Origin of the sequence: Nocardia sp. NPDC057668 (assembly GCF_042799795.1) — a bacterium.
In the GTDB taxonomy this organism is placed as follows: domain Bacteria; phylum Actinomycetota; class Actinomycetes; order Mycobacteriales; family Mycobacteriaceae; genus Nocardia.
Genome location: NZ_JBHVIC010000004.1, coordinates 294900 through 320275 on the forward strand (window position 1 = coordinate 294900; position 25376 = coordinate 320275).

At 68.9% G+C, this 25376-nt stretch carries 25 protein-coding genes; 7 read left to right on the forward strand and 18 right to left on the reverse strand.

The genetic code is table 11. The annotated features are described in order from the left end of the window. Nucleotides 1-104 precede the first annotated feature (104 nt). Genes ACFVBH_RS25455 through ACFVBH_RS25465 form a run of 3 tightly spaced genes read right to left on the reverse strand, consistent with a single transcriptional unit; the run spans nucleotide 105 to nucleotide 2656 of the window. A complete protein-coding gene (locus ACFVBH_RS25455; RefSeq protein WP_379005137.1) occupies nucleotides 105-923 on the reverse strand; it encodes an NAD(P)-dependent oxidoreductase in 819 nt (272 codons plus the stop codon). Then, on the reverse strand, nucleotides 923-1918 hold the full coding sequence (locus ACFVBH_RS25460) for an alpha/beta hydrolase (protein ID WP_379005139.1): 996 nt from the start codon (nucleotides 1916-1918) through the stop codon (nucleotides 923-925). The genes ACFVBH_RS25455 and ACFVBH_RS25460 overlap by 1 nt, the downstream gene beginning before the upstream one ends. A gap of 30 nt (nucleotides 1919-1948) precedes the next feature. Further along, complete coding sequence (locus ACFVBH_RS25465; protein WP_354984325.1) at nucleotides 1949-2656, reverse strand: SDR family NAD(P)-dependent oxidoreductase; 708 nt, start codon at nucleotides 2654-2656, stop codon at nucleotides 1949-1951. A 106-nt stretch (nucleotides 2657-2762) separates the two neighbouring features. On the opposite strand from ACFVBH_RS25465, the gene ACFVBH_RS25470 reads away from it, so the two are divergent. The 4 genes from ACFVBH_RS25470 (at nucleotide 2763) to ACFVBH_RS25485 (ending at nucleotide 7843) form a co-directional block, all read left to right on the forward strand. Then, a complete protein-coding gene (locus ACFVBH_RS25470) occupies nucleotides 2763-4229 on the forward strand; it encodes an aldehyde dehydrogenase family protein (protein ID WP_354984324.1) in 1467 nt (488 codons plus the stop codon). Further along, entirely contained in the window at nucleotides 4226-5434 is a 1209-nt protein-coding gene (locus ACFVBH_RS25475; protein WP_379005142.1) for a CaiB/BaiF CoA transferase family protein, read from the forward strand. The genes ACFVBH_RS25470 and ACFVBH_RS25475 overlap by 4 nt, the downstream gene beginning before the upstream one ends. 76 nt (nucleotides 5435-5510) lie before the next feature. After that, entirely contained in the window at nucleotides 5511-6689 is a 1179-nt protein-coding gene (locus ACFVBH_RS25480; protein ID WP_379005144.1) for an OB-fold domain-containing protein, read from the forward strand. Then, nucleotides 6686-7843, forward strand: coding sequence for a thiolase family protein (locus ACFVBH_RS25485; RefSeq protein ID WP_379005146.1), 1158 nt, complete (start codon nucleotides 6686-6688; stop codon nucleotides 7841-7843). The genes ACFVBH_RS25480 and ACFVBH_RS25485 overlap by 4 nt, the downstream gene beginning before the upstream one ends. Nucleotides 7844-7986: 143 nt before the next feature. Here the strand turns inward: ACFVBH_RS25485 and ACFVBH_RS25490 are convergent, their stop codons facing one another. The 7 genes from ACFVBH_RS25490 to ACFVBH_RS25520 all read right to left on the reverse strand — a co-directional run bounded on the left by ACFVBH_RS25490 (nucleotide 7987) and on the right by ACFVBH_RS25520 (nucleotide 15635). Next, on the reverse strand, nucleotides 7987-9351 hold the full coding sequence (locus ACFVBH_RS25490) for an oxygenase MpaB family protein (protein ID WP_379005148.1): 1365 nt from the start codon (nucleotides 9349-9351) through the stop codon (nucleotides 7987-7989). Nucleotides 9352-9577: 226 nt separating this feature from the next. Beyond that, complete coding sequence (locus ACFVBH_RS25495) at nucleotides 9578-9988, reverse strand: SgcJ/EcaC family oxidoreductase (protein ID WP_379005150.1); 411 nt, start codon at nucleotides 9986-9988, stop codon at nucleotides 9578-9580. Nucleotides 9989-10171: 183 nt separating this feature from the next. After that, the gene (locus ACFVBH_RS25500; RefSeq protein WP_379005152.1) at nucleotides 10172-11170 is read right to left on the reverse strand and encodes an RNA polymerase subunit sigma-70; all 999 of its coding nucleotides are present in this window, start codon (nucleotides 11168-11170) and stop codon (nucleotides 10172-10174) included. Nucleotides 11171-11313: 143 nt separating this feature from the next. Further along, nucleotides 11314-11613 carry a hypothetical protein gene (locus ACFVBH_RS25505; protein ID WP_354984317.1) on the reverse strand — a complete coding sequence of 100 codons (300 nt, stop codon included), beginning with the start codon at nucleotides 11611-11613 and terminating at the stop codon, nucleotides 11314-11316. A gap of 12 nt (nucleotides 11614-11625) precedes the next feature. Further along, nucleotides 11626-12882 carry an amidohydrolase family protein gene (locus ACFVBH_RS25510; protein WP_354984316.1) on the reverse strand — a complete coding sequence of 419 codons (1257 nt, stop codon included), beginning with the start codon at nucleotides 12880-12882 and terminating at the stop codon, nucleotides 11626-11628. 135 nt (nucleotides 12883-13017) lie between these two features. After that, the gene (locus ACFVBH_RS25515; RefSeq protein ID WP_379005155.1) at nucleotides 13018-14457 is read right to left on the reverse strand and encodes a FadD3 family acyl-CoA ligase; all 1440 of its coding nucleotides are present in this window, start codon (nucleotides 14455-14457) and stop codon (nucleotides 13018-13020) included. Further along, on the reverse strand, nucleotides 14454-15635 hold the full coding sequence (locus ACFVBH_RS25520; protein ID WP_354984314.1) for an amidohydrolase family protein: 1182 nt from the start codon (nucleotides 15633-15635) through the stop codon (nucleotides 14454-14456). Before ACFVBH_RS25520 ends, ACFVBH_RS25515 begins: the two co-directional genes overlap by 4 nt. Nucleotides 15636-15892: 257 nt before the next feature. On the opposite strand from ACFVBH_RS25520, the gene ACFVBH_RS25525 reads away from it, so the two are divergent. From ACFVBH_RS25525 to ACFVBH_RS25535, 3 genes are all read left to right on the forward strand, one after another. Next, nucleotides 15893-16453, forward strand: a complete 561-nt coding sequence (locus tag ACFVBH_RS25525) for a hypothetical protein (RefSeq protein WP_379005157.1) — start codon at nucleotides 15893-15895, stop codon at nucleotides 16451-16453. A 117-nt stretch (nucleotides 16454-16570) separates the two neighbouring features. After that, complete coding sequence (locus tag ACFVBH_RS25530; protein ID WP_379005159.1) at nucleotides 16571-17848, forward strand: cytochrome P450; 1278 nt, start codon at nucleotides 16571-16573, stop codon at nucleotides 17846-17848. 50 nt (nucleotides 17849-17898) lie between these two features. Continuing rightward, entirely contained in the window at nucleotides 17899-18735 is an 837-nt protein-coding gene (locus tag ACFVBH_RS25535; RefSeq protein ID WP_354984311.1) for a mycofactocin-coupled SDR family oxidoreductase, read from the forward strand. Nucleotides 18736-18828: 93 nt separating this feature from the next. Here the strand turns inward: ACFVBH_RS25535 and ACFVBH_RS25540 are convergent, their stop codons facing one another. From ACFVBH_RS25540 to mftA, 8 genes are all read right to left on the reverse strand, one after another. Further along, nucleotides 18829-19338 (reverse strand): DoxX family protein, encoded by a 510-nt coding sequence (locus ACFVBH_RS25540; RefSeq protein ID WP_379005161.1) that lies wholly within the window; start codon nucleotides 19336-19338, stop codon nucleotides 18829-18831. A 127-nt stretch (nucleotides 19339-19465) separates the two neighbouring features. After that, nucleotides 19466-20212, reverse strand: coding sequence for a mycofactocin biosynthesis peptidyl-dipeptidase MftE (gene mftE, locus ACFVBH_RS25545; protein ID WP_379005163.1), 747 nt, complete (start codon nucleotides 20210-20212; stop codon nucleotides 19466-19468). A 187-nt stretch (nucleotides 20213-20399) separates the two neighbouring features. Then, nucleotides 20400-21722: a mycofactocin biosynthesis glycosyltransferase MftF gene (gene mftF / locus ACFVBH_RS25550; RefSeq protein WP_379005165.1), complete on the reverse strand. Its 1323-nt coding sequence runs from the start codon at nucleotides 21720-21722 to the stop codon at nucleotides 20400-20402. Then, a complete protein-coding gene (locus ACFVBH_RS25555; protein ID WP_379005167.1) occupies nucleotides 21719-22510 on the reverse strand; it encodes a mycofactocin-coupled SDR family oxidoreductase in 792 nt (263 codons plus the stop codon). Before ACFVBH_RS25555 ends, mftF begins: the two co-directional genes overlap by 4 nt. Then, complete coding sequence (mftD, locus tag ACFVBH_RS25560; protein ID WP_379005169.1) at nucleotides 22510-23682, reverse strand: pre-mycofactocin synthase MftD; 1173 nt, start codon at nucleotides 23680-23682, stop codon at nucleotides 22510-22512. Before mftD ends, ACFVBH_RS25555 begins: the two co-directional genes overlap by 1 nt. A gap of 30 nt (nucleotides 23683-23712) precedes the next feature. Further along, complete coding sequence (gene mftC, locus ACFVBH_RS25565; protein WP_354984305.1) at nucleotides 23713-24894, reverse strand: mycofactocin radical SAM maturase; 1182 nt, start codon at nucleotides 24892-24894, stop codon at nucleotides 23713-23715. Between the two features lie 20 nt (nucleotides 24895-24914). Next, a complete protein-coding gene (mftB, locus tag ACFVBH_RS25570; protein ID WP_354984304.1) occupies nucleotides 24915-25205 on the reverse strand; it encodes a mycofactocin biosynthesis chaperone MftB in 291 nt (96 codons plus the stop codon). Then, the gene (gene mftA / locus ACFVBH_RS25575) at nucleotides 25195-25302 is read right to left on the reverse strand and encodes a mycofactocin precursor MftA (protein WP_354984303.1); all 108 of its coding nucleotides are present in this window, start codon (nucleotides 25300-25302) and stop codon (nucleotides 25195-25197) included. Before mftA ends, mftB begins: the two co-directional genes overlap by 11 nt. Between the last annotated feature and the right edge of the window lie 74 nt (nucleotides 25303-25376).

A 25376-nucleotide genomic window follows, 5' to 3' on the forward strand; every position in this document is an offset into this window, starting at 1 on the left:
AGCGCCCGGCCGCGTGAATGACGCGGCCGGGCACCGGCGGGTGGTGACCCGGTCGTCGTGGGACCGGGCCGGAGCCCGGGTCGTGGTTCGACCCGGGCGGTCTTTCAGCGGGAGCGGCCCATCATGCCCAGGGTCGCGTCGGCGGTGCCCAGGACCACCCCGGGGGTGATGCCCGCGCTGGTCGCGAGGTCGGCGACCAGGCCGACGTCCTTGCGCAGCAGATCGCCGGCGTGGGCCGCGAGCCGGGTGAGGGTGCCGTCGCCGGCGACGAGCCGGCCGAGCGCGAAGCTGTTGGCGGTGCCGTGGGAGATGACCTCGCCGAGCCGGTCGGGACTGATGCCGAGGTCGCTGCCCAGGGCCAGGGTGCTGGCGGAGGTGGCCAGATTGGCCGTGAACAGCAGGTTGTTCAGGAGCTTGGTGGTTTGACCCGCGCCGACCTCGCCCAGGTGCACGACGGGATCGGCGTAGGTGGCGAACACGGGTCGGGCCCGCTCGACGGCCTCGGTCGCGCCGCCGACCATGACCAGCAGGGTGCCCGCCTCGGCGGCGGGACCGCCACCGCTGACGGGTGCGTCGATGACCGATACCTGTTGGGCCGCGGCGATATCCGCGAGTTCGCGGCAGGTGGCCGGATGCACCGTGGCATGGATGGCCAGGATCGAGCCGGGTGCGAGGCCGGCCAGGACGCCGCGCTCGCCGAGCACGACCTCGCGCACGTCGGCATCGCCGACCACGCAGACGCAGACCAGATCGCTGGCCGCGGCCAGATCGGCGGGGGAGTCCGCGGTGGACGCGGCGGTGTCCGCGAACGGTTCCAGGCTCGCCGGCCGCCGCGCCCACAGCGTGGTCGGGTATCCGGCCGCGACTATGCGGCGGGCCATGGGCCCGCCCTGGCTGCCCAGTCCGATGAATCCGACACGCATCAGCGGGTTCCCTCCGTGCTCGGCGACGCGTGCGCGAAGCCGTCCAATTGTGTTGTGGGAGCCGAGAAATCACCGTCCGCGCGCGCGGCGACACATTCCTCGGCGAAGGCCAGCAGGCTCAGGTGATAGGCGGCGGCGGTATAGCCGACGCTGAGGTTGTGCCCGGTGTTGGGGCGGTGGCTCAGCACGACGCGGGGCGCGGCGCCGAACAGAGCGGCGACGGCGGTCAACTCCTGGGAGTCGTTGCGCCACACTCGTTCGTGATCGCCGATGGTGAATCGCACCGGGATGGGAACCCGGCCGGCCAGCCGCGGGAAGTCGTGTTCGGCCCACTTCTGCACCGTGCTGGATTCCAGGCGCGCGCCCGAGGCGGCGATGGTGCCGCCGAATCGGACGTCGGGCGGATACAACCGCTCCGGCTGCCACAGCAGATCGCCCAGGGTCGGCGCTCGCGTGCCGCCGTCGGAGTCCGGACCCCGCAGTGTTTGCTCCGCGAACGGCGGGTGCAGCCGGCCGGTTCCGGCCAGCTCCACCCCCAGCAGGTCCGCGCCGCGCTCGTCGGCGGCCATTCGCATGATCAGTTCGCAGCCCGCGGAGTGGCCGACCAGGAAGATCCCGGCCCCGCGCGGCCGCGAACCCAGGTGTGCGGCAATGGCTCCGAACATCAGGTCCACTCGCTGCGCGGCGGTGCCCAGCTCGGCCGCGAACGGGGTCGAGGCTCCGTAGCCGGGCCGGTCCAGGGCCAGCACGGTGTAGCCGAGGCGCTGTCCGAGCCGCAGCAGCGACAGCTCCGGGTGGCCCGGGCAGTCGTAGTACACCGAGCTGGTCGAGCCGCCGTGCAGGGCCACCAGCACCGCTCGCGGGTCCCGGGCCTCGGCGAGCAGGCCCGAGACCGGGATTCCGCCGACCTCGGCGAGTATCGGGATCGGCGCGGAATCGCCGTCCAGCGCGGACAATTCGGAGTCGATGAGGGTCATGACGATGCCCCCTGCCATGCGACGGTGTTCACGGGTGGCCTCTCCGGCTCAGGTGTTGCGGCCGCCGTTGACCCCCAGGATCTGCCCGGTGATGTACCCGGCTTCCTCGGAGATCAGGAACGAACAGGCCGCGGCGATGTCCGCCGGTGTTCCGATCCGCCGGACCGGGGTGCGCTCGATGTGGTCCTCGACGGTGCCGCCGAGTAGTCCCTTGCTCTCGGACTTGCGCAGCATCGGGGTGTCGATGAAGCCAGGCGGCACCGCGTTCACGGTGATGCCCGCCGGACCCAGTTCCAGCGCAAGGGATTTGGTCAGGCCGTTGATCGCGGATTTGGCCGCGACGTAGTGCGCCATGAACGGCTGTCCCGAATGAGCGCTCGAGGACGAGATATTGACGATGCGCCCCCAGCTCGCATCGATCATGTCCGGGAGTACCGCCTGCACGCAGTGGAAGGTGCCGTGCAGGTTGACGTCGATCACCTGTTTCCACTTCTCGAAGCTCAGCGAGGTGAAGCGCTGGAAGCCTTCGAGCCCGGCCGCGTTCACCAGGACGGTGACCGGGCCGAAGCGGGCTCGGATGCCGGTGAGTGCGGCGGCGATCTGTTCGGGGTCGGTGATGTCGGCCCGGTATTCGAGATCGTCGTTCTCGGGATTGTTCAGGTCCAGGGTGGCGACGGTGAAGCCGTCACCGCGCAGGCGCTGGGCGATGGCCAGGCCGATGCCGGAGGCGCCTCCGGTGACCACTGCGGTCTTCACGACCGGATCTCCTCTCCAGCAAGGATTCTTGCTACCGTTCGCGGAATCGAATGTATCATTCTCGCTCAGTGAGAATGATATTTCCACAATAGGGTGAGGAGCCGGGATGTCAACGCGGGAACAAGCGGTAACGGTCGCGCGGCGACTGCTCATCGACGGGCAGCTGGTCGAAACGGGTCGCACGGTCGACTCGCTCAACCCCGCCACCGGCGAGGTCTACGGGCACGCGCCCGAAGCCGGGGTCCCCGAAACCGACGCGGCCATCGCGGCCGCGCGGCGGGCCTTCGACACCACGGACTGGTCCACGAACGTGGAGCTGCGCATCCGCTGTCTCGACCAGCTGTACCAGGCCCTGCGCGACAACGTCGAAGACCTGCGCGAGGTCACCATCGGCGAGGTAGGCGCGACCCGGCTGCTCACCCAGGGCAACCAGCTCGAACAGCCCATCGAGATCGTGCGGTACTACGCGAATCTGCTGCGCGAGTACTCCTTCACCGAGGACCACGGCGCGGTGGAGATCCGCGGCGCGCAACACCATCGCTGGACCGAACGAGAAGCGGCGGGCGTGGTTTCGGCCATCGCCGCGTACAACTACCCGCACCAGCTCGCGCTGGCCAAACTCGCGCCGGCGCTGGCTGCGGGCTGCACGGTGGTGCTCAAGGGCGCACCCGACACCCCGCTCGCCACCCTCGCGCTCGGCGAGGTGATCGCGAAGCACACCGACATCCCCGCCGGTGTGGTGAACGTGCTGACGTCCTCGGATGTCGCCGTGGGCGAACGCATGACCACGCATCCGGACGTGGACGTGGTCAGTTTCACCGGGTCCACCGTCGTCGGGCGCAAGATCATGGCCGCGGCCGCGGGGTCGCTCAAGCGGGTGTTCCTCGAGCTCGGCGGCAAGTCCGCGATGATCCTGCTCGACGACGCCGACTTCACGCTCTCCGCGCTGTTCGCGGCGTTCAGCATCGTCACCCACGCCGGTCAGGGCTGCGCGCTCACCACGCGAATCCTGGTGCCGCGCGCCGAGCACGACCGGCTGGCCGAACTCATCGCCGCGAACTTCGCCAACGTCTCCTACGGCGATCCCAACGACCCGAAGAACTACATGGGCCCGCTGATCAGCGAACGCCAGCGCGAGAAGGTCGACGGCATGGTCCAGCGCGCGGTCGCCGCGGGCGCGAAGCTGATCACCGGCGGCACCAAGGCCGATCCCGGTTTCTTCTACGCGCCGACGCTGCTGGCCGGGGTCGATCCGGACAGCGAGATCGCGCAGGAGGAGGTGTTCGGGCCGGTGCTCGCGCTGATCCCCTACGACGACATCGACGAAGCGGTGACCATCGCCAACAACTCCATCTACGGGTTGTCCGGCGCGGTGTTCGGCGCCGACGCCGAGCGAGCCAAGGCCGTGGCCAAGCGGATTCGCACCGGCACCATGAGCATCAACGGCGGCAACTACTTCCAGCCCGACGTCCCCTTCGGCGGGTACAAGCAGTCCGGCATCGGGCGCGAGATGGGCCGGGCCGGTCTCGAGGAGTTCCTCGAGACCAAGACCGTGGCCGAGGTGCGCGCATGAGCGGGCCCCTGGCCGGAATCAAGGTCCTCGAGGTCGCCATGTACGGCTTCGTGCCCTCGGCGGGCGCGGTGCTCGCGGACTGGGGCGCGGACGTGATCAAGGTCGAGCACGCGATCACCGGCGACCCGCAGCGCGGGCTGCGCCAGGTCGGGCGGTTCAAGGTCGAGGGCGACGCCAATCCCAATGTCGAGCATGCCAATCGGGGCAAGCGCAGCATCGGGATCGACATGTCCACCCCGTCCGGGCGCGAGGTCATCCACGATCTGGCCCGCACCGCGGATGTCTTCCTGACCAGCTTCCTGCCCGGTGCGCGGACCAAGTTCGGGATCGACGTGGACGACATCCGGGCCGTGAATCCCTCGATCGTGTACGCGCGCGGCAGTGCGCTCGGGCCGCGCGGGGTCGAGTCCGATCGCGGCGGCTACGACATGACCGCGTTCTGGTGCCGCGCGGGCATCGCGGCCAGTCTGACCCCCGAAGGCATCGAGGGCATGATCAATCCGCCCGGACCGGCGTTCGGCGACACCATCTCCGGGACCAATCTCGCCGGTGGCATCGCCGCCGCCCTGCTCAAACGCGAACGCACCGGGGAGACTTCGGTGGTGGACGTGTCGCTGCTGGGCAGCGGGCTGTGGTCGATGGGACACGGCATCGCGCTGTCGGCGCACGTCGGGGAACCGCTGTCCGCGCCCGCGCCGGGCGTGCACGGCGCGCCAACCAATCCGCTGTCCGGGCTCTACGCCACCTCCGACGGCCGCTACCTGTCCTTCGTCATGTTGCAGCCGGGCAAGTTCTGGGCCGACGTGTGCCGTCATATCGATCGGCCCGACCTCATCGAGGACCCGCGGTTCGCCGATGCCGCGCAGCTCAGCGCGAATACCGCGGACGCCGTGGCGATTCTGCGCGAGGTGATCGGGGCGCGGCCGCTGGCCGAGTGGACCGAACGCTTCGCCACGCTCGCCGGGCCGTGGGCTCCGGTGCAGGACACCCGCCAGCTCGGGAACGACGCGCAGGTGCGGGCGAACGAGTACCTGCTTCCGGCAGGGGAATTGGAGCTGGTCTCCAGTCCCGTCCAGTTCGACGTCGGGGCGCCGGAGCTGCGGCCCGGGCCCGCGTTCGCCGCGCACACCGAGGAAGTGCTGCTGGAACTGGGCCTGGACTGGGATCGGATCATCGAATTGAAGACCGCGGGCGCGATCTCCTGATCGGTGCGGGCGGCACGGTGTGCCGGTTGGCCCGCACCGCACTCCGAATCGATTCGCCCGCACAGAAAGGCAGCCGATGCCGTATATCGCGTCGATGGGGACGTACCTGCCGTGCTGGGGTGCGCCGCGTGCCCGGGTCGCCGGGGATGACGAGGACGCCATCACCCTGGCGGTGGCGGCGGGGCGCTCGGCACTGGACAGCGGCGATCCGGTGGAACGGGTGGTGCTGGTCAGCCGGGATCTGCCGTTGACCGACACCAGCAATGCCGCCGTGCTGCTGGCCGGGCTCGGGCTGGATCCCGAGCTCGAGGTGATCGAACGGCTCGGCGGTGCGCCGGCAGCTCTGGACGCGCTGACCTCGGCTCGGCCGCGCACGCTGGTGATCGGCGTCGACATCGAGCCGACGGCGGGTGCGGCGGCGGCTCGGGTGTCCGATCACGGTCTGCACGTGCGGATCGCGGCGCGGGTGGCGCGCAGTCTGCCCGCGCGCACCCGCAATGCCACCGGGGCCGTTCATGATTACGGTGATCCGCGCATGCTGCACGAACGCGGACCGGTCGCCTCGCTGTCGGCGGCGTGGCTCGATACCCCGGTCGCGGTGGCCGGGGTCGATCACCGCCAGGCCGAGCGGCTCTGCCTCGGCAACCCGCCCGAGCTGCCGACGCTCGGCGCCGCCGCCGGGCTTTTCGCGCTCGCCGCGATGGCCGAATGGGATACCGGGGGACTGCTGGTCGGGGTCGAGCAGGCGAATCTGTCCGGGCTGATCGTCGCGCCCGGGCCGGTGCGGGTGCGGCGGGCGGAACCGCCCGCGCGCGAACCGCTCGAGCGCGCCGAGACGCCGGCCGCCGATCTGCCGCTGTCACTGGCGGCGTACGAGCGGGCGTTCGAGGCCAAGGTGCGCTGGGAGGCCGGGCAGCACGCGGGCAGCACTGAATTGGACTTCCCGCCGCGCTATCGGGTCGGGCCCGACGGCAGCCTGCACACCGACTACACGCCGGTTCCCCTGCCGCGCACCGGCACCGTGTACACCGAGACCACCGTCCGGCTGCCGGTGCCCGGGCAGCGCACCCCCTATTCGCTGGTCGTGGTGGAACTCGACGAGGTCGGGGTGCGGGCGCTCGCGCCGGTCACCGGCGTCGATCCCGGGACCGTGGCGATCGGTGACCGGGGGCGAATGGTGTTGCGGCGGGTGGCTTTGCGCGCCGGCGTCCCGGATTACGGATACGCGTTCGAACCCGAAGTGGAGGCATCGTGAGGAAGGTCGCCGTCGTCGGCGCGGGGATGACGCCCTTCGCCGAACACTTCGCCCTGGGGGTGAAGGACCTGCTGCCCATGGCGTTCGCCGCGTGCGCGGCCAGCGTCGACAAGGGAATGCGGACCGCCGAGGTGCGGGCCGCCTGGTTCGGTTCCACCGGCGCGACCGACGGCTTTCCCGCCGGGGTGCTCTCGGACGCGCTCGGCCTGCCCGAGCTGGCGGTCACCCATATCGACAACTCCTGTGCCACCGGCAATGACGCGGTGCGCAACGCGGTCTTCGCGATCGCCTCCGGCGCGGTGGACATCGCCCTGGTGATCGGGGCGGACAAGCTGCGCGAGACCGCGCAGAAGGACCTGCTGCGCGAGTGGGAGGCGATGGGCAGCGACAAGGTCTGGGACTACCCTCTCGGACTGTTCGCCCCCGCCGGCTTCGCCCTGCACGTGAACAGGTATCTGCACGAAAGCCCGGCCACCCGTGAGCATCTGGCGATGGTCGCGGTGAAGAACCACCGGCACGGCGCACGAAACCCGAAGGCGCGCCTGCGTTTCGAGATCACGATGGACCAGGCGCTGAACGCCCCCATCGTGGCCGACCCCTTCGGGGTCTACGACTGCGTGCCTCAGAGCGACGGCACCGCGGCGCTGCTGCTGGCCGCCGAGGACGTGGTGGACCGCTACACCAACCGCCCCGTCTGGATCCGCGGCGTCGGCCTCGGCCTGGATTCGGTGATGCACCAACATAAGCGGGATATGACCACCTTCCCCGCGACGGTGCGCGCCGCCCAGCACGCCTACACGATGGCCGGGGTGACCCCCGCCGACATCGACGTGGCCGAGGTACACGACTTCTTCACCGGCATCGAGTTGATCAGCTACGAAGACCTCGGCTTCGCCCCGAAACTGGAGGGCTACCGCCTCGTCGAGTCCGGCGCGACAACTCTCGGTGGCAGCCTCCCGGTCAATCCCAGCGGCGGCCTCAAAACCAAGGGCCACCCGCCCGGCGCGACCGGCATAGCCCAGTGCGTGGAGCTCTTCGAACAACTCCGGGGCACGGCCGTGAACCAGGTGGACAACCCCCGCTTCGCGCTGGCCCACAACATCGGCGGCCCCACCGCGGTCGCCGCGGTCACGATCCTGGAAGGTCCCCGCTGATGTCCGTCGGGCTCTTCGGCCGCGGCGCCGGTGGGCCGCGCCTGACGACCGAGAAGGCCCGCCGGACATAGCCTTTGCCGACGACGGTCGGTCAGCCCGCGCACCGTCTACGACGACCCAACCGGTTCGGAGATACCGCTCGACTAGCTGGGCGGTGTCGTCGTCGCGGGCGCCGTTGTAGTGGGTGCTGTCGTACCGGGTGCCGTCGTGGTGGGCGGCGGCGTCGTCGCAACGTAGGGGGTCGTGGTGACGGGCGGTGTGCCGGTGATCGACGGATTGTTGGTGGTGGGGATCGGGAGCTCCAGTTTGAGACCGCCATTGTTGAGGTACAGCATCGCGGCGACCTTGATGAACTCGGTCAACTGGAAGTAGATCGCGTCGACACCGGGGACGATCCTGCCGAGTTGGTAGAGCCCGACGAACGGCACCCAGAGCGTCGCGAAGATGCCGTCCCAGATCCCGTCGGTCTTCAGATTGAGCCATTTGGCGACCTGGGCGCCCAGCACGTACTTGGTGAACGAGGCGAGCATCGGCTTGGTGACGAAGCTGGTGGCGGCCAGCACCGGCCCGATGGTGAGGAGATGGTCGGCGATCTTGGTGCCCTCGGGCGTGGGGCCCAGAATCGGGTCCAGCACCTGTTTGGACTGGGCGTTCGCGGAGTCCCACGTCGCGGGGATGTACTGGTCCTGGACGCCGAGCAGGTGCGCGGTCACCTGCCACGAGTGCAGGAAGCCGGCCGACTGGGCGTCGGTCACGGGTACCTTCCAGGCTTTCAGCTTCTGCATGATGGTGGTCGGCAGGCTGTGCCAGGTGACCAGGATGTCGTTCTGACTGATCGGAATCTTGGGATTCTCGGTCGCAACCTGCAGCCACGGACCGGATTTGGGCAGCAGGTGCCGCACCGCCGCGTGCACCATGCGCGTCTTGACGCAGGTGACGATCAGATGGCCGTTGGGCCCGAACGGCTGCTGGGCCATGAGGTCGTAGCCGAGCTTGGCGGTCTTGGCGATTCGATCCTGGAGATCGGCGCCGCCCTTGGAGTAGTAGACGGCGCGTGACTCGTGCGGGATCACGGTCGCCAGCAGGCCGGCCCCGAAACCGTACGCGGTGCCGATGAACGGTCCCTGCTTGGTGTTGAAGTCGTCCGCCGCCTTCAGTTTCGACTGATCGGTCCAGGCGGGCAGTTGGCGCGCCTGCTCGATGAAGGCGGTCAGATTCGGGGGCAGTCCCGCCGGGGTGGGCTGGTTGTTGGTGGTCCAGGTGGCCAGAATCTTGTTGATCGCGGGCACCTGTCCGCTCTCGAGTATTTCGGCTATGACCTGATCGGCAGCCGGATCCCATACGGTCATCGGGTCGATCCCGTCGCCGGAGCCGGCGACCGAGCCGCTGGCCGGCCAGCTCCACGCCCGCGCTCGTGGCGGGGCGGTGAACATCGCCAGGGACAGCGCCCCCAGTCCCGCCAGCAACCCGCCGGTCCTCAATGCGTCACGTCTGTTCAGGTTGTCCATCGACTCACGACCTCGATAATTGCGGTGACAGCCGCTGCGGTGATACGCAGAGACACGTGCCGTATCTTCGTAACACCGGGCTCGGGTGCTTGTGAACCACGTCACGATTACTCTGGGTCAAGTCCCAGTGCCCCAACGATTTCCGGTGTGAAGCGAAAGAGACCACACCATCCGCTCTTGCGAATCCCGTAGCGGCTGCAACCGGACCTGGCGGTGACGCCGTGGATTACGGCGCGGCCAGTACCGGGCTGTTGTGGTACGCGGCGATCAGCCACCGGCCCTCGCGCTTCTCGAACACCCACGTGGCGTTGACCTTCCGAACGTCATCCGGTACCTCGGTCTCGCCCGCGAACAGGATCGCGGAGACACTGATGACGATCGCGGCGTCGCTGCCGAGAAAGCGGATGCTGAGCCGCTGGTTGTAGGTCGAGCTGCCCGCGAGCGGACCCTCGAAGCCATGCGCCATGCTCTGCCGGATCGTGTCGCGGCCTGCCCGCAGGGAACCGGTCATGATGGCGGTCGCGTCCGCCGTGTAGTCGGCGACCATCGCCGCGGCGTCGCCGGCCGCCCACGCCCGGTAGGAGTCGGCCAGCACGGCCTCGATGGCGGCTACGTCTTCGGTACGACCGTTCGACATTGGATGTCTCCCTGGTATCCGGCTCGCTCGGGCTGTTCCGAGTGAACTCGCGAATACATACCGGCGGCGCACGCCGAACTCATCGCGCGACCGCGAGAAAGTTTCGGAACGCGGCGTCGGGCCCGCACGGGCAACGTGAGGTTCGCACAGTCGGAACGTGATCCCGGTATCGCGGGCGCGATGTCACCGGTCGATGCGCATGGCGAGACCGAAGCTCGCGAAGACCTCGGGATCCTGGAACACCGAGTTGCGGCTGATCCCCTCCGCGGTGACGGTGAAGATCTGCACCGTGTGCAGTTCATAGCCGCCGTCGGCGGCCCGCCGATAGGCGGCGAAGCCGGGTTGGCCGCCGTTGGCCGCCAGTTCCACCGTGTGCCAGTCCTTTCCGGCTTCGAATACCCAGTGCATGAACAGTCCGTAGTTCTCCCGCCCGCGGAACCAGTTGAGCATCGGGGGCATCTCCATGATCACGTCGTCGGTGAGCAACCGCTGGAGTGCCTCGACGTCGGCGAGTTCGAAAGCCCTGACGTACCGCTCGATCCACGCGCGCTGTTCGCCCGGCGACGGCTCCGCGACGTCGTCCTGGGCAATCCCGGCATCCTTCATCCGCGATCGGGCCCGCTGCAGGGAACTGTTGACCGACGCCACCGAGCAACCCAGGATCTCCGCGGATTCGGCGGCCGAGAAACTCAGCACATCGCGCAGGATCAGGGCGCCGCGCTGACGCGCCGACAGATGCTGCAGTGCGGAGGCGAACGCCAATCGCACACTCCCGCGGTCGATCGCGGCCGCGGCCGGTTCGTCGCTCGTGAGCAGTGAATCAGGCAGTGGCTGCAACCATGCGGCGTGTTCGCCCCGGACGAGAGGCGCCAGCGGCTCACTCGCGGCGACGAAACCCGAAGGCAGCGGCCGGGCTCCGCGCGCCCGTAGGGCCGTCGAACAGATGTTGGTGGCGATTCGGTACAGCCACGTGCGCATCGAACCGCGATTCGGGTCGTACTGATCGCGTGCTCGCCACGCCCGCAGATAGGTCTCCTGGACCAGATCTTCGGCATCATGAGCCGAGCCGAGCATGCGGTAGCAGTAGGCGAGCAACTCGGTGCGGAACGGCTCCATCCGATACTCGAAGGCTTGTTCCCTGTCTCGCCCGTCACCGTCGATTACCCGCGCCCGCGTGGACATCTCGCCCCGGCCTCCTTCCGATCCGGCGGCAGGCCGGACCGGATCTCATCCTCGGCTCTCACGGGTCGCGAAGACAACCACCCCCGCCACGGCGGTGCGGATGCCGAATCATCCGGGCCGCGCGGGCGGCTCGGACCGGCCGCCTACAGCGGTTGCCAGACCGTCATGCGCAGGCGCTGCGGGTCTACCGAGGGATTCAGGCGGAGGCGGCCGTCGGCCGAGCGGGCGCCTATCTCCTTCAGGACGGCCAGGGGGTCGCCGTCCACGTCGTAGACCGCGAGGTATTCCAGGTCGTCGGGGTCGGTGGGGTTGATCCGGCGGTGGCGGGTGCAGGACAGGACGCCGGGGATGTCGAGCATGTCGGAGATGTGGATGTTCTCGTACCACTCGTTGTATTCGGCGTCCATTCCGTCGCGGGGAGTGGAGAAGACCATGATCGGCATGTGGGGGCGCTTTCAGTGTGTGCGCCGGGCGAAGGCCTCGGCGTATTCGCGGCGGGACTTGGTGGAGGTGTCGACGTCGGCGGCCTTGGCCCGCAGCGCGCCGACGGTCGCCTGCTCCTTGGGGATGTGGGCGAAGGGGTCGAAACCGGTGAAGCGCAAGGCGTTCTGCCAGGTGATCTTGTCGATGTCGGTGTCGTCGGCGCCGGCGGCCTCGAGCTCCTCGAGCACGAACTCCGGTGCGTTGGGCCAGATCGAATCCGAATGCGGGTAGTCGCATTCCCAGGCGATGTTCTCGATGCCGATCTCGTGCCGGAACTTCAGCGAGGTCCGGTCGGTCACGTAGCAGGCCAGCACGTGCTCGCGGAACACCTCGCTGGGCATCTTGCCGCCGAAGTCACGGCGCAGCCAGCGCTGGTTGGTGTAGTGCCGGTCCGAGCGGTCCAGGAAGAAGGGGATCCACCCGACGCCGCCCTCGGACAGCGCCACCTTCAACTTCGGGAAGGTGCGAAAAGCCGGTCCCCACAGCAGATCCTGGGCCGCGATCAGCGAAATGCTGGGCGCCAGCACCATGAGATTGTCGATGGGCGCGTTCGGCGCCAGGCGCAGCACGCCGAAACCCTGCCCGATGTGCAGGTTCATCACCATGTCGTGGTCCGACAGGGCCGCGAAAACCGGTGACCAGTAATCGATGTCGTGGTAGCTGGGCAGGCCGTCGATGTGCGGCAGTTCGGGCATGGTGACCGAGAAACAGCCCTTGGCCGCCACCCGCTCGATCTCGGCGACCGCGAGCGCGGGATCCCAGGTCGGCAGGATCGCGATCGGAATGAACCGGCCCGGATAGGCGCCGGCCCAATCTTCGATGTGCCAGTCGTTGTACGCCGAGATCATCGCCACCGTGATCTCGTCCTGGCCGCCGCGGCTCAGGTGCCCGGCGCTGAACCCGGCGAAGGTGGGAAAGCACATGGAGGACAGCACGCCGTTGACGTCCATGTCGCGCACCCGGTCGTGCACATCCCAGACGGCGGGCCGCATCTCGGCGTAGCCCGCCGGATCGCGGCCCCACTCCTCGGGCGGCCAGGACACCACGGCGTTGAGCCCGGCCACCCCGGTCGGGCGGTCCCGGTAGATCCAGCGGTCGACCCCGGTCTCGTCGACCACGACCTTGGGCGCGAGATCGGCCCATTTCTTGGGGACGTGGCCGTCGAACATGTCGAGCGGTTCGACCACGTGGTCGTCGATGCTCACCAGGATCATGTCGTCGATGTTCACGGGCTTCCTCGCTGTTCCTGAGGGGCCGGACCCGGTCCGGCGCGATGGAGAGTGGAGATCTCTATTCAAGAGAATCACACTCTCGTCTGGGTTGAAGATACACCGGGCCGGTGGTCCGGGTCACATTCGGGCGGTTCAGTCGCCGGCGGGCAGCCGGTCCTTCATCACCTTCCCGGTGGCGTTCAGCGGCAACTCCGGCAGGAACCGCACCGAACGCGGAACCTTGTAGCCCGCCATGCGATCTCGGCTCCAGGAAATCAATTCCGCTTCCGAGACATGCTTTTTCGCGACCACGAAGGCCATGCCGATCTGCCCCAGCCGGTCATCGGGCACCCCGATGACCGCCGCCTGTGCCACGGCGGGATGCTCGAGCAGGAAGCCCTCGATCTCGGCCGGATAGGCGTTGAAGCCGCCGACGATGAACATGTCCTTCTTACGGCCGATGATCCGCAGCCGGCCGCCGTCGTCGAGTTCGCCCAGATCGCCGGTGTGCAGCCAGCCGTCGGGGTCGACGGCCGCGGCGGTGGCGCGCGGATCGTCCAGGTATCCCTGCATGACGCTGTAGCCGCGCACCAGCACTTCGCCGTCCTCGGCGATCCGCACCTCGACCCCGTCGCACGGCCGCCCGACGGTCGTGGCGATCTGCTCGAAGGTGTCCCCGGGCCGGGACGCGGTCGCGGTGCCGGCCTCGGTCAGGCCGTAGCCGGTCATGATGGTCTCGAAGGGCAGTTCCTCGCGGATGCGCCGGATCAGTTCCACCGGAATGTCGGCCGCGCCGGTCACCGCGGCCCGTAGCGAGGAAAGATCGTGCGCGCCACGGGCTTGCAGCAGTGAGTGATAGAGCGTGGGCGGCCCGGGCAGCATGGTCACCTGTTCCCGCGCCACCAGGTCCAGGACCCGGTCGACCTCGAACACCGGCACCGGCAGCATGGTCGCGCCCCGGATGAGGGAGGCGACGATGCCCGCCTTGTAGCCGAAGGTGTGGAAGAACGGATTCACCATCAGGTAGCGGTCACCGGCCCGCAGGTCCGCCAGATCGCACCATTCCGCGTACAACCGCAGCGTCTGACGATGATTCATCATGACGCCCTTGGGTTTTCCGGTGGTGCCGGAGGTGAACACGATGTCGGCGATCGCGTCGCCGTCCACCTCGCGCTCGAAGGGCTTTCCGCCGGACAGGAATCCCGACTTCAGGTCGATCACCGGCACCCCGGCGGGCGCGGTGTACTCCGCACCCAGGAAACCCTGCTGCGCCAGCACCATTCGCGCGCCGCTGCGCGCGATGACATCGGCCGCCTCGGCGGCCTTGAACCGGGTGTTGACCGGCACCAGTACCCCACCCGCGGTCACCAGCCCACCGGCGGCGATGATCCATTCCGCCGAGTTGGGAGCCCAGACCGCGACCCGATCGCCGGCTCGGACCCCGGCCTCCGCGAAAGCCCCGGCGGCGCGGCGGACCCGGTCGGCGAGTTCGGTGAAGCTCAGGCGCAGATCGCCGTCGACAACGGCCTCCGCGTCGCCGAAGCGCGTCGCCGCCGCCGCGACCAGCTGCGGCAGGGTCTCCCAGTCGCTCATACCGACAGCAGCCGTGCGAGATTGCCGCCCATGATCAGCTTCTGGTGTTCGAGCGGCATGTCCTTGATCTCGTCGACGTAGCGCGCGGGCTGGGCCAGCCCCTCGGGGTGCGGGTAGTCCGACCCGAACAGCACCCGTTCCACGCCGATCAGATCCGCGAGCGCGGCCAGATCCTCTTCCCAGAACGGGCTCACGTGCACGCTGTTCTTGATGGCCGCCACCGGATCCTGGAACCCGAAGCCCTCGGGCGCCTTCTTGTACACGTCCGCGAGCCCCTCGAGCAGCGGCGGCAGCCAGCTCGCGCCGTTCTCGATGACGGCGATCTTGAGCTCCGGGAACCGCAGCAGCGCACCGTGACACACCCAGGAGGCGACGGCGTCCTGAATGGGCCGCCACTCGTTGAGCATGCGGTAGGTGTTGGTCTGGAAGGGCAGCATCTCGTCGCGGTTGCCCTCCCAATCCGCGGAGTACTTGGCGTAGCCGCTGTCCGAGGAATGCATGGTGACCAGCACGTCCAGCTCCACCACCCGCTTCCAGAACGGGTCGAACTCCGGCAGGGCGAACGAGCGCGAGCCGCCGAGCCCGGGTACCGGCGCGGGCCGCACCAGGATGGCCTTGGCGCCGCGTTCGACGCACCACTCGAGCTCCTCGATCGCCTTGTCCACGATGGGCAGGCTGACCACCGGAACGGTGAAGATCCGCTCCTTGTAGTTGAAGGACCAGGTCTCGTGCAGCCACTGGTTGAGCGAGTGGACCACCGCGTGGATGAGCTCGGGGTTGTCGCTCATGCGCTCTTCGATGAGGCTGGCGAGGGTCGGAAACATCAGGGTGCGATGGATGTTCAGCTCGTCCATCAACTCCAGCCGGGGCGCGGGCTCGCGGAAGGCCGGGGTGGATTTGATCGCGGCGCCGAAGATTTCGCGCCGGCTCTTGCCCTCGGGGTTGCCGTTCTTGAAGTACTCCTCCATCGCGCCGGGCCTGGCCACAACCTCGAAGGTGGGGTTCGGGATGTAATCGCTGATCTGCCCGCGCACCGCGATCTTGGTGCGGCCGTTGACCTCGACGTACTGGATGGCGTTGGCGTACTTCTCCGGGAGGTACTTGGTCAGCGCCTCCTTGGTCTCGTACAGGTGGTTGTCGGCGTCGAAGAGTTGGTACGGCAGCTCCGGCTTACCCATGAGATCCTCCTTGTCGAATTGTGAGAATGATATTCTCGCAAACGTGCGCCGACAACCCTCGCGGGTGGCGGGCCGGACGGGAGTGTGGCGGCGCGGGAGTCGGGCGTGGGCGTCCGGGCGCGGGATCGGCATCCCGCTGCTGCGGCTGTCGTTTGTGTGTATCGTGAGATCGATCTCACAGAAAAAGAGAATCTCGTTTCCGTGGCGCAGGTGGGTACCTCGACGGGTAGCGCGATTCCATCAGGGAGGGAGCCCCGATGGCCGGGCAGTCCGCCGTTTCCAGCGATCTCGACTCCGATATGCCGGGGGCGCTTCCGCTCTCGGGCTGGCGAGCCAAGGCCCGCCGCCGCCCGATGCGATATCGGGTGGTCGTGGTCGCTCCCCGGGCGGCCGATGTGGTGCGGTACGCCGGCGGCTGGCTCTTCGATCACGCCTCGGCGGGGTGGGAGGTGAGCGTGCTGCTCGCGGACCGCGAGGATGATCGGCCGCTGGAGATCCTGGGTGCTACCAGCATGGATCTCGCTCCGGCCCTGGCGCTTTCGGAGCCGGAGATCTGGCCGGATGTCATCGCGGTGACCGTCGAGGCGTACTTGGCCGACGCCCGGGTGCGCACCGGCGTGCTGTCCTGTCTCGACAGCGGCAACGCCCGGGTTCTGGTGTGGGGCTCGGACCTGCCGGGTGAGCTGGCGGGCCGGCTGCACCCGGCCGAGCATCGGGTGAGCATGGCCGCGCAGGCGTTCAAGTCGTGTGCGCTGCGCGCCGCCGGATGTCCGGGGGAGGCGGCGGAGCCGAGGGAAGCGATGCTGGTCGGCCACTGATCGTCCGCGCGGAATTCCGGTGATGGCCCATGTCTATGGGAGAACGCTATTCTCGTGAGAGAAGATCACAATTATCATTCAGAGTGAATTCTCTAACCACGGCAGGAGCTGTCCAGGATGACTGACTTCGACACGGTCGACTACTTCACGGACCAGGCGCTGGTGCCGAATCCGCACCCGTACTACGACCACCTGCGCTCGAAGTGCCCGGTGACCGGGCTGCCGCACCACGGGGTCGTGGCGGTCACCGGGTACGAGGAGACCGCCGAGGCGATGCGCAACGGGGACGCCCTGTCCTCGGTTATCGCGGTCGGCGGACCATTTCCGCCGCTGCCGTTCGAAGTCGAAGGCGACGATCTCGGTGCGCTCATCGCCGAGAACCGGCACAAGATGCCCATGTACGAGCACATGGTGACCATGGATCCGCCGGATCACACCGCCGCCCGTTCGCTGCTCAACCGCCTGCTCACCCCGGCGCGGCTGAAGGAGAACGAGGAGTTCATGTGGCGTCTGGCCGATGCCCAGCTCGACGAATTCGTCGCCGACGGGGCCTGCGATTTCCTGGCCGCGTACGCGAAGCCGTTCTCGCTGTTGGTGGTTGCCGACGTGCTCGGCGTCCCGGAGGAGGACCACCAGCAGTTCCGGGTGGTGCTGGGCGCCGAGCGCCCGGGCGCGCGCGTCGGCGCGCTCGACGACGACATCGTCTCCAGCAACCCGCTCGAGTTCTTGGACGAGAAGTTCAGCGCCTACATCTCCGACCGGCGCGCGAATCCGCGCGATGACGTGCTGACCCAGCTGGCGCTGGCCAAGTACCCGGACGGTTCCACCCCCGAGGTCATCGACGTGGTGCGTTCGGCGACGTTCTTGTTCGCCGCCGGGCAGGAGACCACCGCCAAGCTGCTCACCTCCGCGCTGCGATTCCTGTGCGACACACCGGGTTTGCAGGAGGAGCTGCGCGCCGATCGCAGCAAGATCCCGGTCTTCATCGAGGAGACCCTGCGGATGGAGGCTCCCGTGAAGAGCCTGTTCCGGCTGGCCAAGCAGACCACCCAACTCGGTGAGACCGAGGTGCCGATCGGGACCACCCTCATGCTGTGCCCCGGCGCGGCGAACCGCGACCCGCGGCGCTTCGAGGACCCGCACGACTTCCGCCTCGATCGCCCGAACTCCCGTGAGCACATGGCTTTCGGGCGCGGGGTGCACACCTGCCCGGGTGGCCCGCTCGCGCGGGTCGAGGGCCGGGTGTCGATGGAACGCATCCTCGATCGGATGCTCGACATCCGCATCGACGAGAACGAGCACGGCCCGCTCGAGGCGCGGCGCTACGACTACGAGCCCACCTACATCTTGCGCGGGCTGCAGAAACTGCAGCTCGAGTTCACCCCCAAGTCCTGAGTTCCGCACTCGGGCACGCCGATTCGGCGAACCAACGAATTGAGGTAGTGATGACCGGACGGGTCGAAGGAAAGGTCGCATTCATCACGGGTGCGGCCCGCGGTCAGGGCCGCGCACACGCGGTGCGCCTGGCGCAGGAAGGCGCCGACATCATCGCGATCGACGTCTGTAAGCAGTTGGACAACGTGCCGTTCGCGATGTCCACCCCGGAGGATCTGGCCACCACCGCGGAACTGGTCAAGGGCCACGGCCGCCGGGTGGTCACCGCCGAGGTGGACGTGCGCGACTACGAAGCGATGAAAGCCGCGGTGGACAGCGGCGTCGAGCAGCTGGGGCGGCTGGACATCGTCGTGGCCAACGCCGGCATCGGCAACGAGGGCGGCCTGCTGACCGACCTGAAGGAAGAGCTGTGGGACGACATGATCGGGGTCAACCTCGGTGGCGTCTGGAAGACAGTGAAAGCCGCTGTCCCGCACATCGTCTCGGGTGAGCGCGGCGGCTCGATCATTCTCACCAGCTCGGTCGGCGGTCTCAAGGCCTACCCGAACGTCGGGCACTACGTGGCCGCCAAGCACGGCGTCGTGGGCCTGATGCGCACCTTCGCGGTGGAACTCGGCCACCACTCGATCCGCGTGAACTCGGTGCACCCGACCCACGTGAACACCCCCATGGTCATGAACGAGGGCACCTACAAGCTCTTCCGCCCCGACTTGGAGAGCCCCGGCCCCGCCGACCTCGAGCCGATCTGCCGGATGTTCCACACCCTGCCCGTCCCGTGGATGGAGCCGGAGGACATCAGCAACGCGGTCCTGTTCCTGGCCTCGGACGAGGCCCGCTACATCACCGGCGTACCGCTGCCGATCGACGCGGGCAGCATGCTGAAGTAGTAGATGCCCCAGCGCCTTTCGGCGCCGGTACAGCCTTTCGGCGTCAGCGGAGTTCTCCGCTGACGCCGTGGCAGTTACCGGTCGGTGCGTGGATCAGCTCGCCGGCGCGGCGGCGGGCACCGGACGCCAGAACACCGCGAGCAGCGCGGCGGTGGCCGCTACCGCCGCACCGAGGGCGAGGCCGCCGCCCGCCCAGCCGGTGATCTCGATGTCGGCCGCGCGGTCGAGGGAGATTCGGCCGGGACCCAGCAGGGCCAGGGCCAGGGCCGTGACGCCCAGGGCCAGAACGTATTCGTAGCCCTCCTTGAAGACGAAGAAGCCGTTCGGGCGGTGGGCCAGCAGACCCGCGACCAGCATGATCGAGATCGTGGCGGCGCAGGCCAGCGGCGTGCACAGGCCCAGGACCAGCAGGATGCCCGCGCCGATCTCGGTGATGACGCTGAGCCAGGCCTGCAGGACGCCGTTGCGGAGGCCGAGGCCGGTGAACCAGCGGGCGGTACCGGCGATCTTGCCACCGCCTATCCAGTGGTTGACGCCGTGGGCGATCATGATCGCGCCCAGGACCAGTCGGATCAGCAGCGTGGCAGCGTCTACGGGGTGCATGGATTTCCTTTCGGGCCGGTGCGGCCTCGAATCATTGTGGGGGACAGCAGGGTCGGAGTTGGCTCACCCGTGCCCAGCCGGTTCGTGCGCCGGGGCGAGCCGGGTGTCCGCAGGGGCTCTGGTTTGTTCATAGGGGTAGAGCAGGTGTCTCCGCGGGGGTTGGAACGTCGGTCGCGGTGGCAGCACGGGGGAAGTGCCGTCCCACCCGTTCGGCGAGTGCGGCCGCCCAGTTTTCGAGCAGGCGTTCGCCGTCCTCGGCATTGGCCCGGGTCGGGTCGCCGAGCACGCCGTTGGCGCTGACCGCCGCGACGCCGTGCTGTCGTAGCTGGTCGATGATCTCGCCGAGCGGGCGGGTCTCACCGGGCTCGAGCCGTTCCATGGCAACGGATTCGGGGCGCAGGCGCAGCATGACCGAGGTTTCGGCGTGCCCGGCGTGACTGTCGTCCGGGCTGCCCGACGGTGACCAGGCCAGCACGTGGCGGCCTTCGTACCGCAGTATCCGGGCGGCCGCGTGCAGTGGTTCGAGGTTGCCGCCGTGGCCGTTGACGAGGATGACGCCCGCGAATTCGTCCGCGGAGCGCACCAGTTCGACCAGCAGCACGCGCAGCGCGTGGCGGCCGATCGACAGCGTGCCGGGGAATCCCGCGTGCTCACCACTCGAGCCATACGGAATGGCGGGCGCGACAACGACATCCGGGACGCGTGCGGCCAGCCGTCGGCACAGCTCGACCGCTACGGCGGTGTCGGTGTCGAGGGGCAGGTGGGGTCCGTGCTGTTCGGTGGCCCCCACCGGAACGGCCAGCAGGACGCGGGCTCGCGCGCCGAGTTCGGGGGAGCGGTGCCGCACGAGGTCGACAGGGGGCGAGTCGTTCATCGGCGGATCCGATCTGGGGTAAGGCCCGCCCGCGGTCCGCACGCCGGTCCGCGGTTCGCCCGCCCACCGAGGTTGCGAGCGAATTCATTGACCGGCAACAGGATCCGGCCGTTGCGCTCGATGGTCGCGAGTGTGCGGGCCGGACGTGGCCGTACCCGGTTCACGGGCGAGGAGGTGGCCGGGTCGATCATCGGCGGGACCGGCGTGTGAAGCGTGCCATGCGGGGCACAAGCGGGCGCCACGTGCCGGTCCGCGCGCAGCCGGCCCAGACGCCGAGGGCGTACGCGGCGTCATCGGCCAGTCGCAGGGCCGGATCGGTGCCCTCCGCGGCGGATTCGAGGGCGGCGACGGCGCAGGCGATCCGCAGGACGGTGCGCCCGCGCGGGCTCCACAGCAGCAGCGGCCACCAGGTGCGCCGTGTGGCCGCAGCCAATTGCCGTGCGAGGGTGAGTTGCCCGGTCGCCACCAGTTCCGCGGCGATCGGCATCGGCACGCCGCCGCGACGCAGCATGCGCAGGGCCATGGCGGCGGATACGAGGCTCGGCGCGAGCGCGGCCGCCGGGTATCCACACATCACGAGCGCGAACTGGGCCAGCGTGGCGGGGGTCAGGATCGCGGGCGCGAGCATCTCCGGGTGTCGCGCCGATAGTGGCGCGGCGGATGTGCCGTAGTCGAAGCGCTGGCGTAGGAACGGGATCAGGCTCGCGCGCGGCTCGTGGTGCACGATCGAGTCCGGCTGGTAGCGCACCGTATGGCCCGCCGCCACCAGCCGCCACACCAGATCGACGTCCTCGCCGAAGCGCAGGCGCTCGTCGAAGCCGCCGACCGCGCGCAGCGCGTCCACGCGCACGACCAGCGCCGCGGACGGGACGTAGCGCACGTGGCTGTCGGGGCGGACCGTCGCCGGGCGCTCACCCATGTCCAATGCGGACCGGCGCGATTCGTAGCGTCCGATCGGACCGTCGGGCAGGCTGCGTACCCGCGGGGCCACCGCGGCGACAGCGGGATCCTCGAATAGCGGGACCACGGTGTCGAGCCAATCGGGGGCCGGGATCGTATCGGAGTCCAGAAAGGCCACCAGTGCGGTCTCGACACCGTGTACTCCGGTGTTCCGCGCTGCCGCCGGCCCCCGGGAGACGCGGTGCCGGGCGGTCGCGTCCGGGAGCGGAATTCGTGATCCGTCGTCGACGATGACACATCGGCAGTCGCCGACCGTGGTGGAGGTCAATCGCGCGAGTCCCGCCGCGTTGTCGCGAACCGGGATGACGATCGTGACCGAGTGTCGCGCAGCACGATTCGGCTCGGGCGTCGGATGCACGATGCCGGCGTCGAGCAGCCGCCGAGCCAGCACGGTATGCGCCGGATCGTCGCTCACGCCGTGACCGGCGAGCCAGCTGTCCAGCACCCGCGCGCCGGTCGCTCCCAGCCGCATCAGTCGCGGGGGTGATCCGCCGAGCAATCCGCGACCATCCGCGAACCGGCGGCCACGTGAATCCAGCAGCACCCTCATGGCACGAAACCTCCATCGGCGTGCACGACGGTGCCCGTGATGCACGGTGATTCGGCCGCGCACAGCCAGGCCACCACTTCGGCGACCTCGTCGGGCTCGAGGATTCGGCCGAGCAGTTGATGAGCGGCGAACGCCTCGACATCGTCCAGGTCGTAGATGCGGGCCGATTCGGCCAGCAGCGCCGTGCGCGTGCAGCCCGGCGATACCGCGACCGCGCTGATCCCGGTGTCGCGCAGATCGTTCGCGAGCCCTTTGATCAGTCCCACGACCGCGTGTTTGGCCGCGTTGTAGCCGGCCAGCCGCCACATGCCGTGATGTCCGGCCGCCGAAGCGAGTGCGACGAAACGCCCGGTGCCCGTGCCGTTCCCGCCCAGCATCGCGGGAATGGCGGCCCGGGCCAGGTTCGCCACCCCGTGCACGCCGATGTCGAACATGGCGGTGAAGTCCACGGCCCGGGTTTCCCACAGCGGCACACCGCCGCCGGTGATGACCCCGGCCGCGGCGACGGCGGCGTCGAGTCGCCCGAAGCGTTCCCCGGCCAGCCGCACCGCACCGTCCAGTGCGTCCTGATCGCGGACGTCGGCCGTCACCGGCGCCACCGAATCGGCGTATTCGTTTGCCAGCGAACGCAGTTCACCGGCGGTAGCGAGCGAATACGGCACCCCGGGGTCATCGGCGCAGCGGTCGACGGCGACGACGCGCCAACCGGCGGCCGCGAGCCGGCGGACGGTCGCCGCCCCGATGCCGCGGGCCGCGCCGGTCACCACGGCGACGGGGGCGGTGTCCATCACAGACCCCGGGTGAACCCGTCCGGCACCAGCACGTCTGCGGGGCTCAGATCATGAATGCTGTTGTGCCCGAGCCCGTACAGCGTGGAATCGATGCCCTGGCGCAGCACTTCGAGCACGTTGTGGACCCCGCGTTCACCGCCGGCGGCCATGCCCCACAGGTAGGGGCGCCCGATCATCACCGCCTGCGCGCCCAGCGCCAGCGCCTTGACCACGTCACTGCCGCGCCGGACACCGCCGTCGAGCAGGATTTCCACCTGTCCGCCAACGGTGTTGACGATGCTGGGCAGCAGGCGGATCGCGGCGGGGGTGGAGTCGAGATTGTTGCCGCCGTGGTTGGACACCGAGATGGCGGTCGCGCCGATATCCACGGCCCGTTTCGCGTCATCGGGCCGCGAGATGCCTTTGATGAGGAACGGACCGTCCCACTGACTGCGCAGCCATGCCAGATCGTCCCAGGTGGGCGGCGGCGTGCCCATCCATTCGCCGTACGCGCCGAAGAAGGTCGGACCCGTCTCGCCGCGCCCGACCAGGTTGGGCGTGCTCAGATCCGGCAGTTTGCCCGAGCGCGCGAATCGCCACAGCCAGCCGGGCCGCGCCAGCACCTGGGGCGCGAACTTCACCGCCGTCTTCACGTCCACCTTTTCGGGCAGGGCGGGGCTGCCCCAATCGCGGGCGGTGGCGAAAATCCAGTCCAGGGTGACGATGACGCCCTTGGCCCCGGCCTCGCGGGCCCGCTCCAGGCGCGCGACCATGTCCTCGCGACTGCCCAGCCAGTAGACCTGGAAGAAGGTCTTCTCGTTGGCGGCCACGACCTCTTCGATGGGTTTGGAGCCGAACGAGGAGAGCCCGAGCGCGGTGCCGGACTGCGCCGCACCGCGCGCGACGCCGATCTCACCCGCCGGATCGACCGCCTGCACGCCGGTGGGCGAGCAGATTACCGGCAGCGAAATCTGCTGTCCCAGCACGGTGGTGGACAGATCGCGGGTCGCGGGCAGATCCGCGATGTGCGGGCGCATGCCGATTTCGGCGAACGCCGCGGAGTTGTCGTCGAGGGTGACCCCGGCCTCGGACCCGGCCAGCAGGGCCAGGTAGACCGATTTGGGGACGCGCTTCTTGGCGCGGCGCTGGGCCTCGGCGACGGATTCGAACCAGTCGCTGGTGCTTGCCATCTCGTGAATGTCCTTCTCTGATTACGCGATTCAGCGCATACCCGCGAGCGGGCTGGTGTCGCAGGCGCGATCGGGAACGGTTGCCCGGGCGAGCGTCGGAATCCCGAGCGTCACCGCGGATTTCCGAGTTCGGGTGCGGGAGTGGTCCTTGTCCGGCGACGGTCGCGCTCCGGCGGCCGCGAGGCCGTGCTCGGCGTTTCCGCGGACGCACTCCGGATCGGGGCCGTCCAGGGGCAGGCCGGTGAAGAATTTGGCGGCCATGCAGCCGCCGCGGCAGGCGTCGAAGGCCGAGCACTGCGTGCACGCCCCGGCGGACTGGGGTTCGCGCAGCGAGGTGAACAGTGACGAACCGCGCCAGACGGTTTCGAAGCCGCCGGTATCGCGGACGTTTCCGGCCAGGAACTCCTGGTGGATCGCGAACGGGCAGGCGTAGACATCCCCGACCGGGTCGATCAGGCACACCACGCGCCCCGCACCGCACAGATTCAACCCCGGCAGCGCGGTGTCGCCCAGCGCGTTGAGGTGGAAGAACGAGTCGCCGGTGAGCACCTGTTCGCCGTTGGCGACCAGCCAGTCGTAGATGGTCAGCTGCTGTTCGGCGGTGGGGTGCAGCTCCGGCCAGACGTCCGCGCCGCGTCCGGACGGCCGCAGGCGCGTGATGCGCAGCTGCGCGCCGAAATGGTCGGCGATGGCCTTGAACTCGTCGAGCTGGCCGACGTTGTGCCGGGTCATGACGACCGAGAGCTTGAATCCGGTCTTGCCGGCGTCGGCCAGGTTCTGCATCGCCGTCCACGCCGTCGCGAAGGACCCCGTACCCCGGACAGCGTCGTTGACCTCGGCGGTCGCGCCGTCCAGGGAGATCTGGACGTCGACGTAGTCGCTGGCGGCGAGCATGCGGGCGCGCTCGGCGGTGAGCCGGATGCCGTTGGTGGAGAACTTGACTCCTACCCCGTGGTCCACCGCGTAGTCGATGAGTTCCCAGAAGTCCGAGCGCACGGTGGGTTCGCCGCCGCCGATGTTGACGTAGAACACCTGCATTCGCTGCAGCTCGTCGATGACGGCCTTGCATTCCTCGGTGCTCAGCTCCCGGGGGTCCCGGCGGCCGGAGGACGAAAGGCAGTGTGTGCACGCCAGATTGCAGGCGTAGGTCAGCTCCCAGGTCAGGCAGATGGGGGAGTTGAGTCCGTGTTCGAAATGTTCGACCAGTTTCATGATTGCTCCCGGTTCGGGGCTCAGCCGGCGTGGCGGGGCGCGATGGCGCCGGAGGCGGCCAGTCCGGCCAGGGCCCCCAGATAGCGCGGGTGATCGGCCGCGGGGACCCCGGCGGCGACCAGGGTGGCGTGCACGTCGGGCTGGTGTTCGAGCGATTCGACCACCCGCACGAGCAGCGGGGTCTTCAGGAAGGACAGCTTGCGGGTCGCGTAGTCGTAGACCAGCGCGCCGAAGGGCTCGGGTCGCAGCGACACCGATTCGGCCAGCCGATGCGGCAGGGCCGGATCGAAGGCCGCGAGCTCAGTAGACACCGCACATGCCGTCGATCGAGACCTCTTCCACGAGCAGGTCTTCTTCGATGAGCACGCCGTCGTCGGCAGCGGGCGATTCGTTCGAATTGGTGAACATGACTCTCCTCAGAAGAGAATGATATTTCCTGTCACGGACAGCATAATGGCACCGGGTGCCGAAAAGGAAGGCCG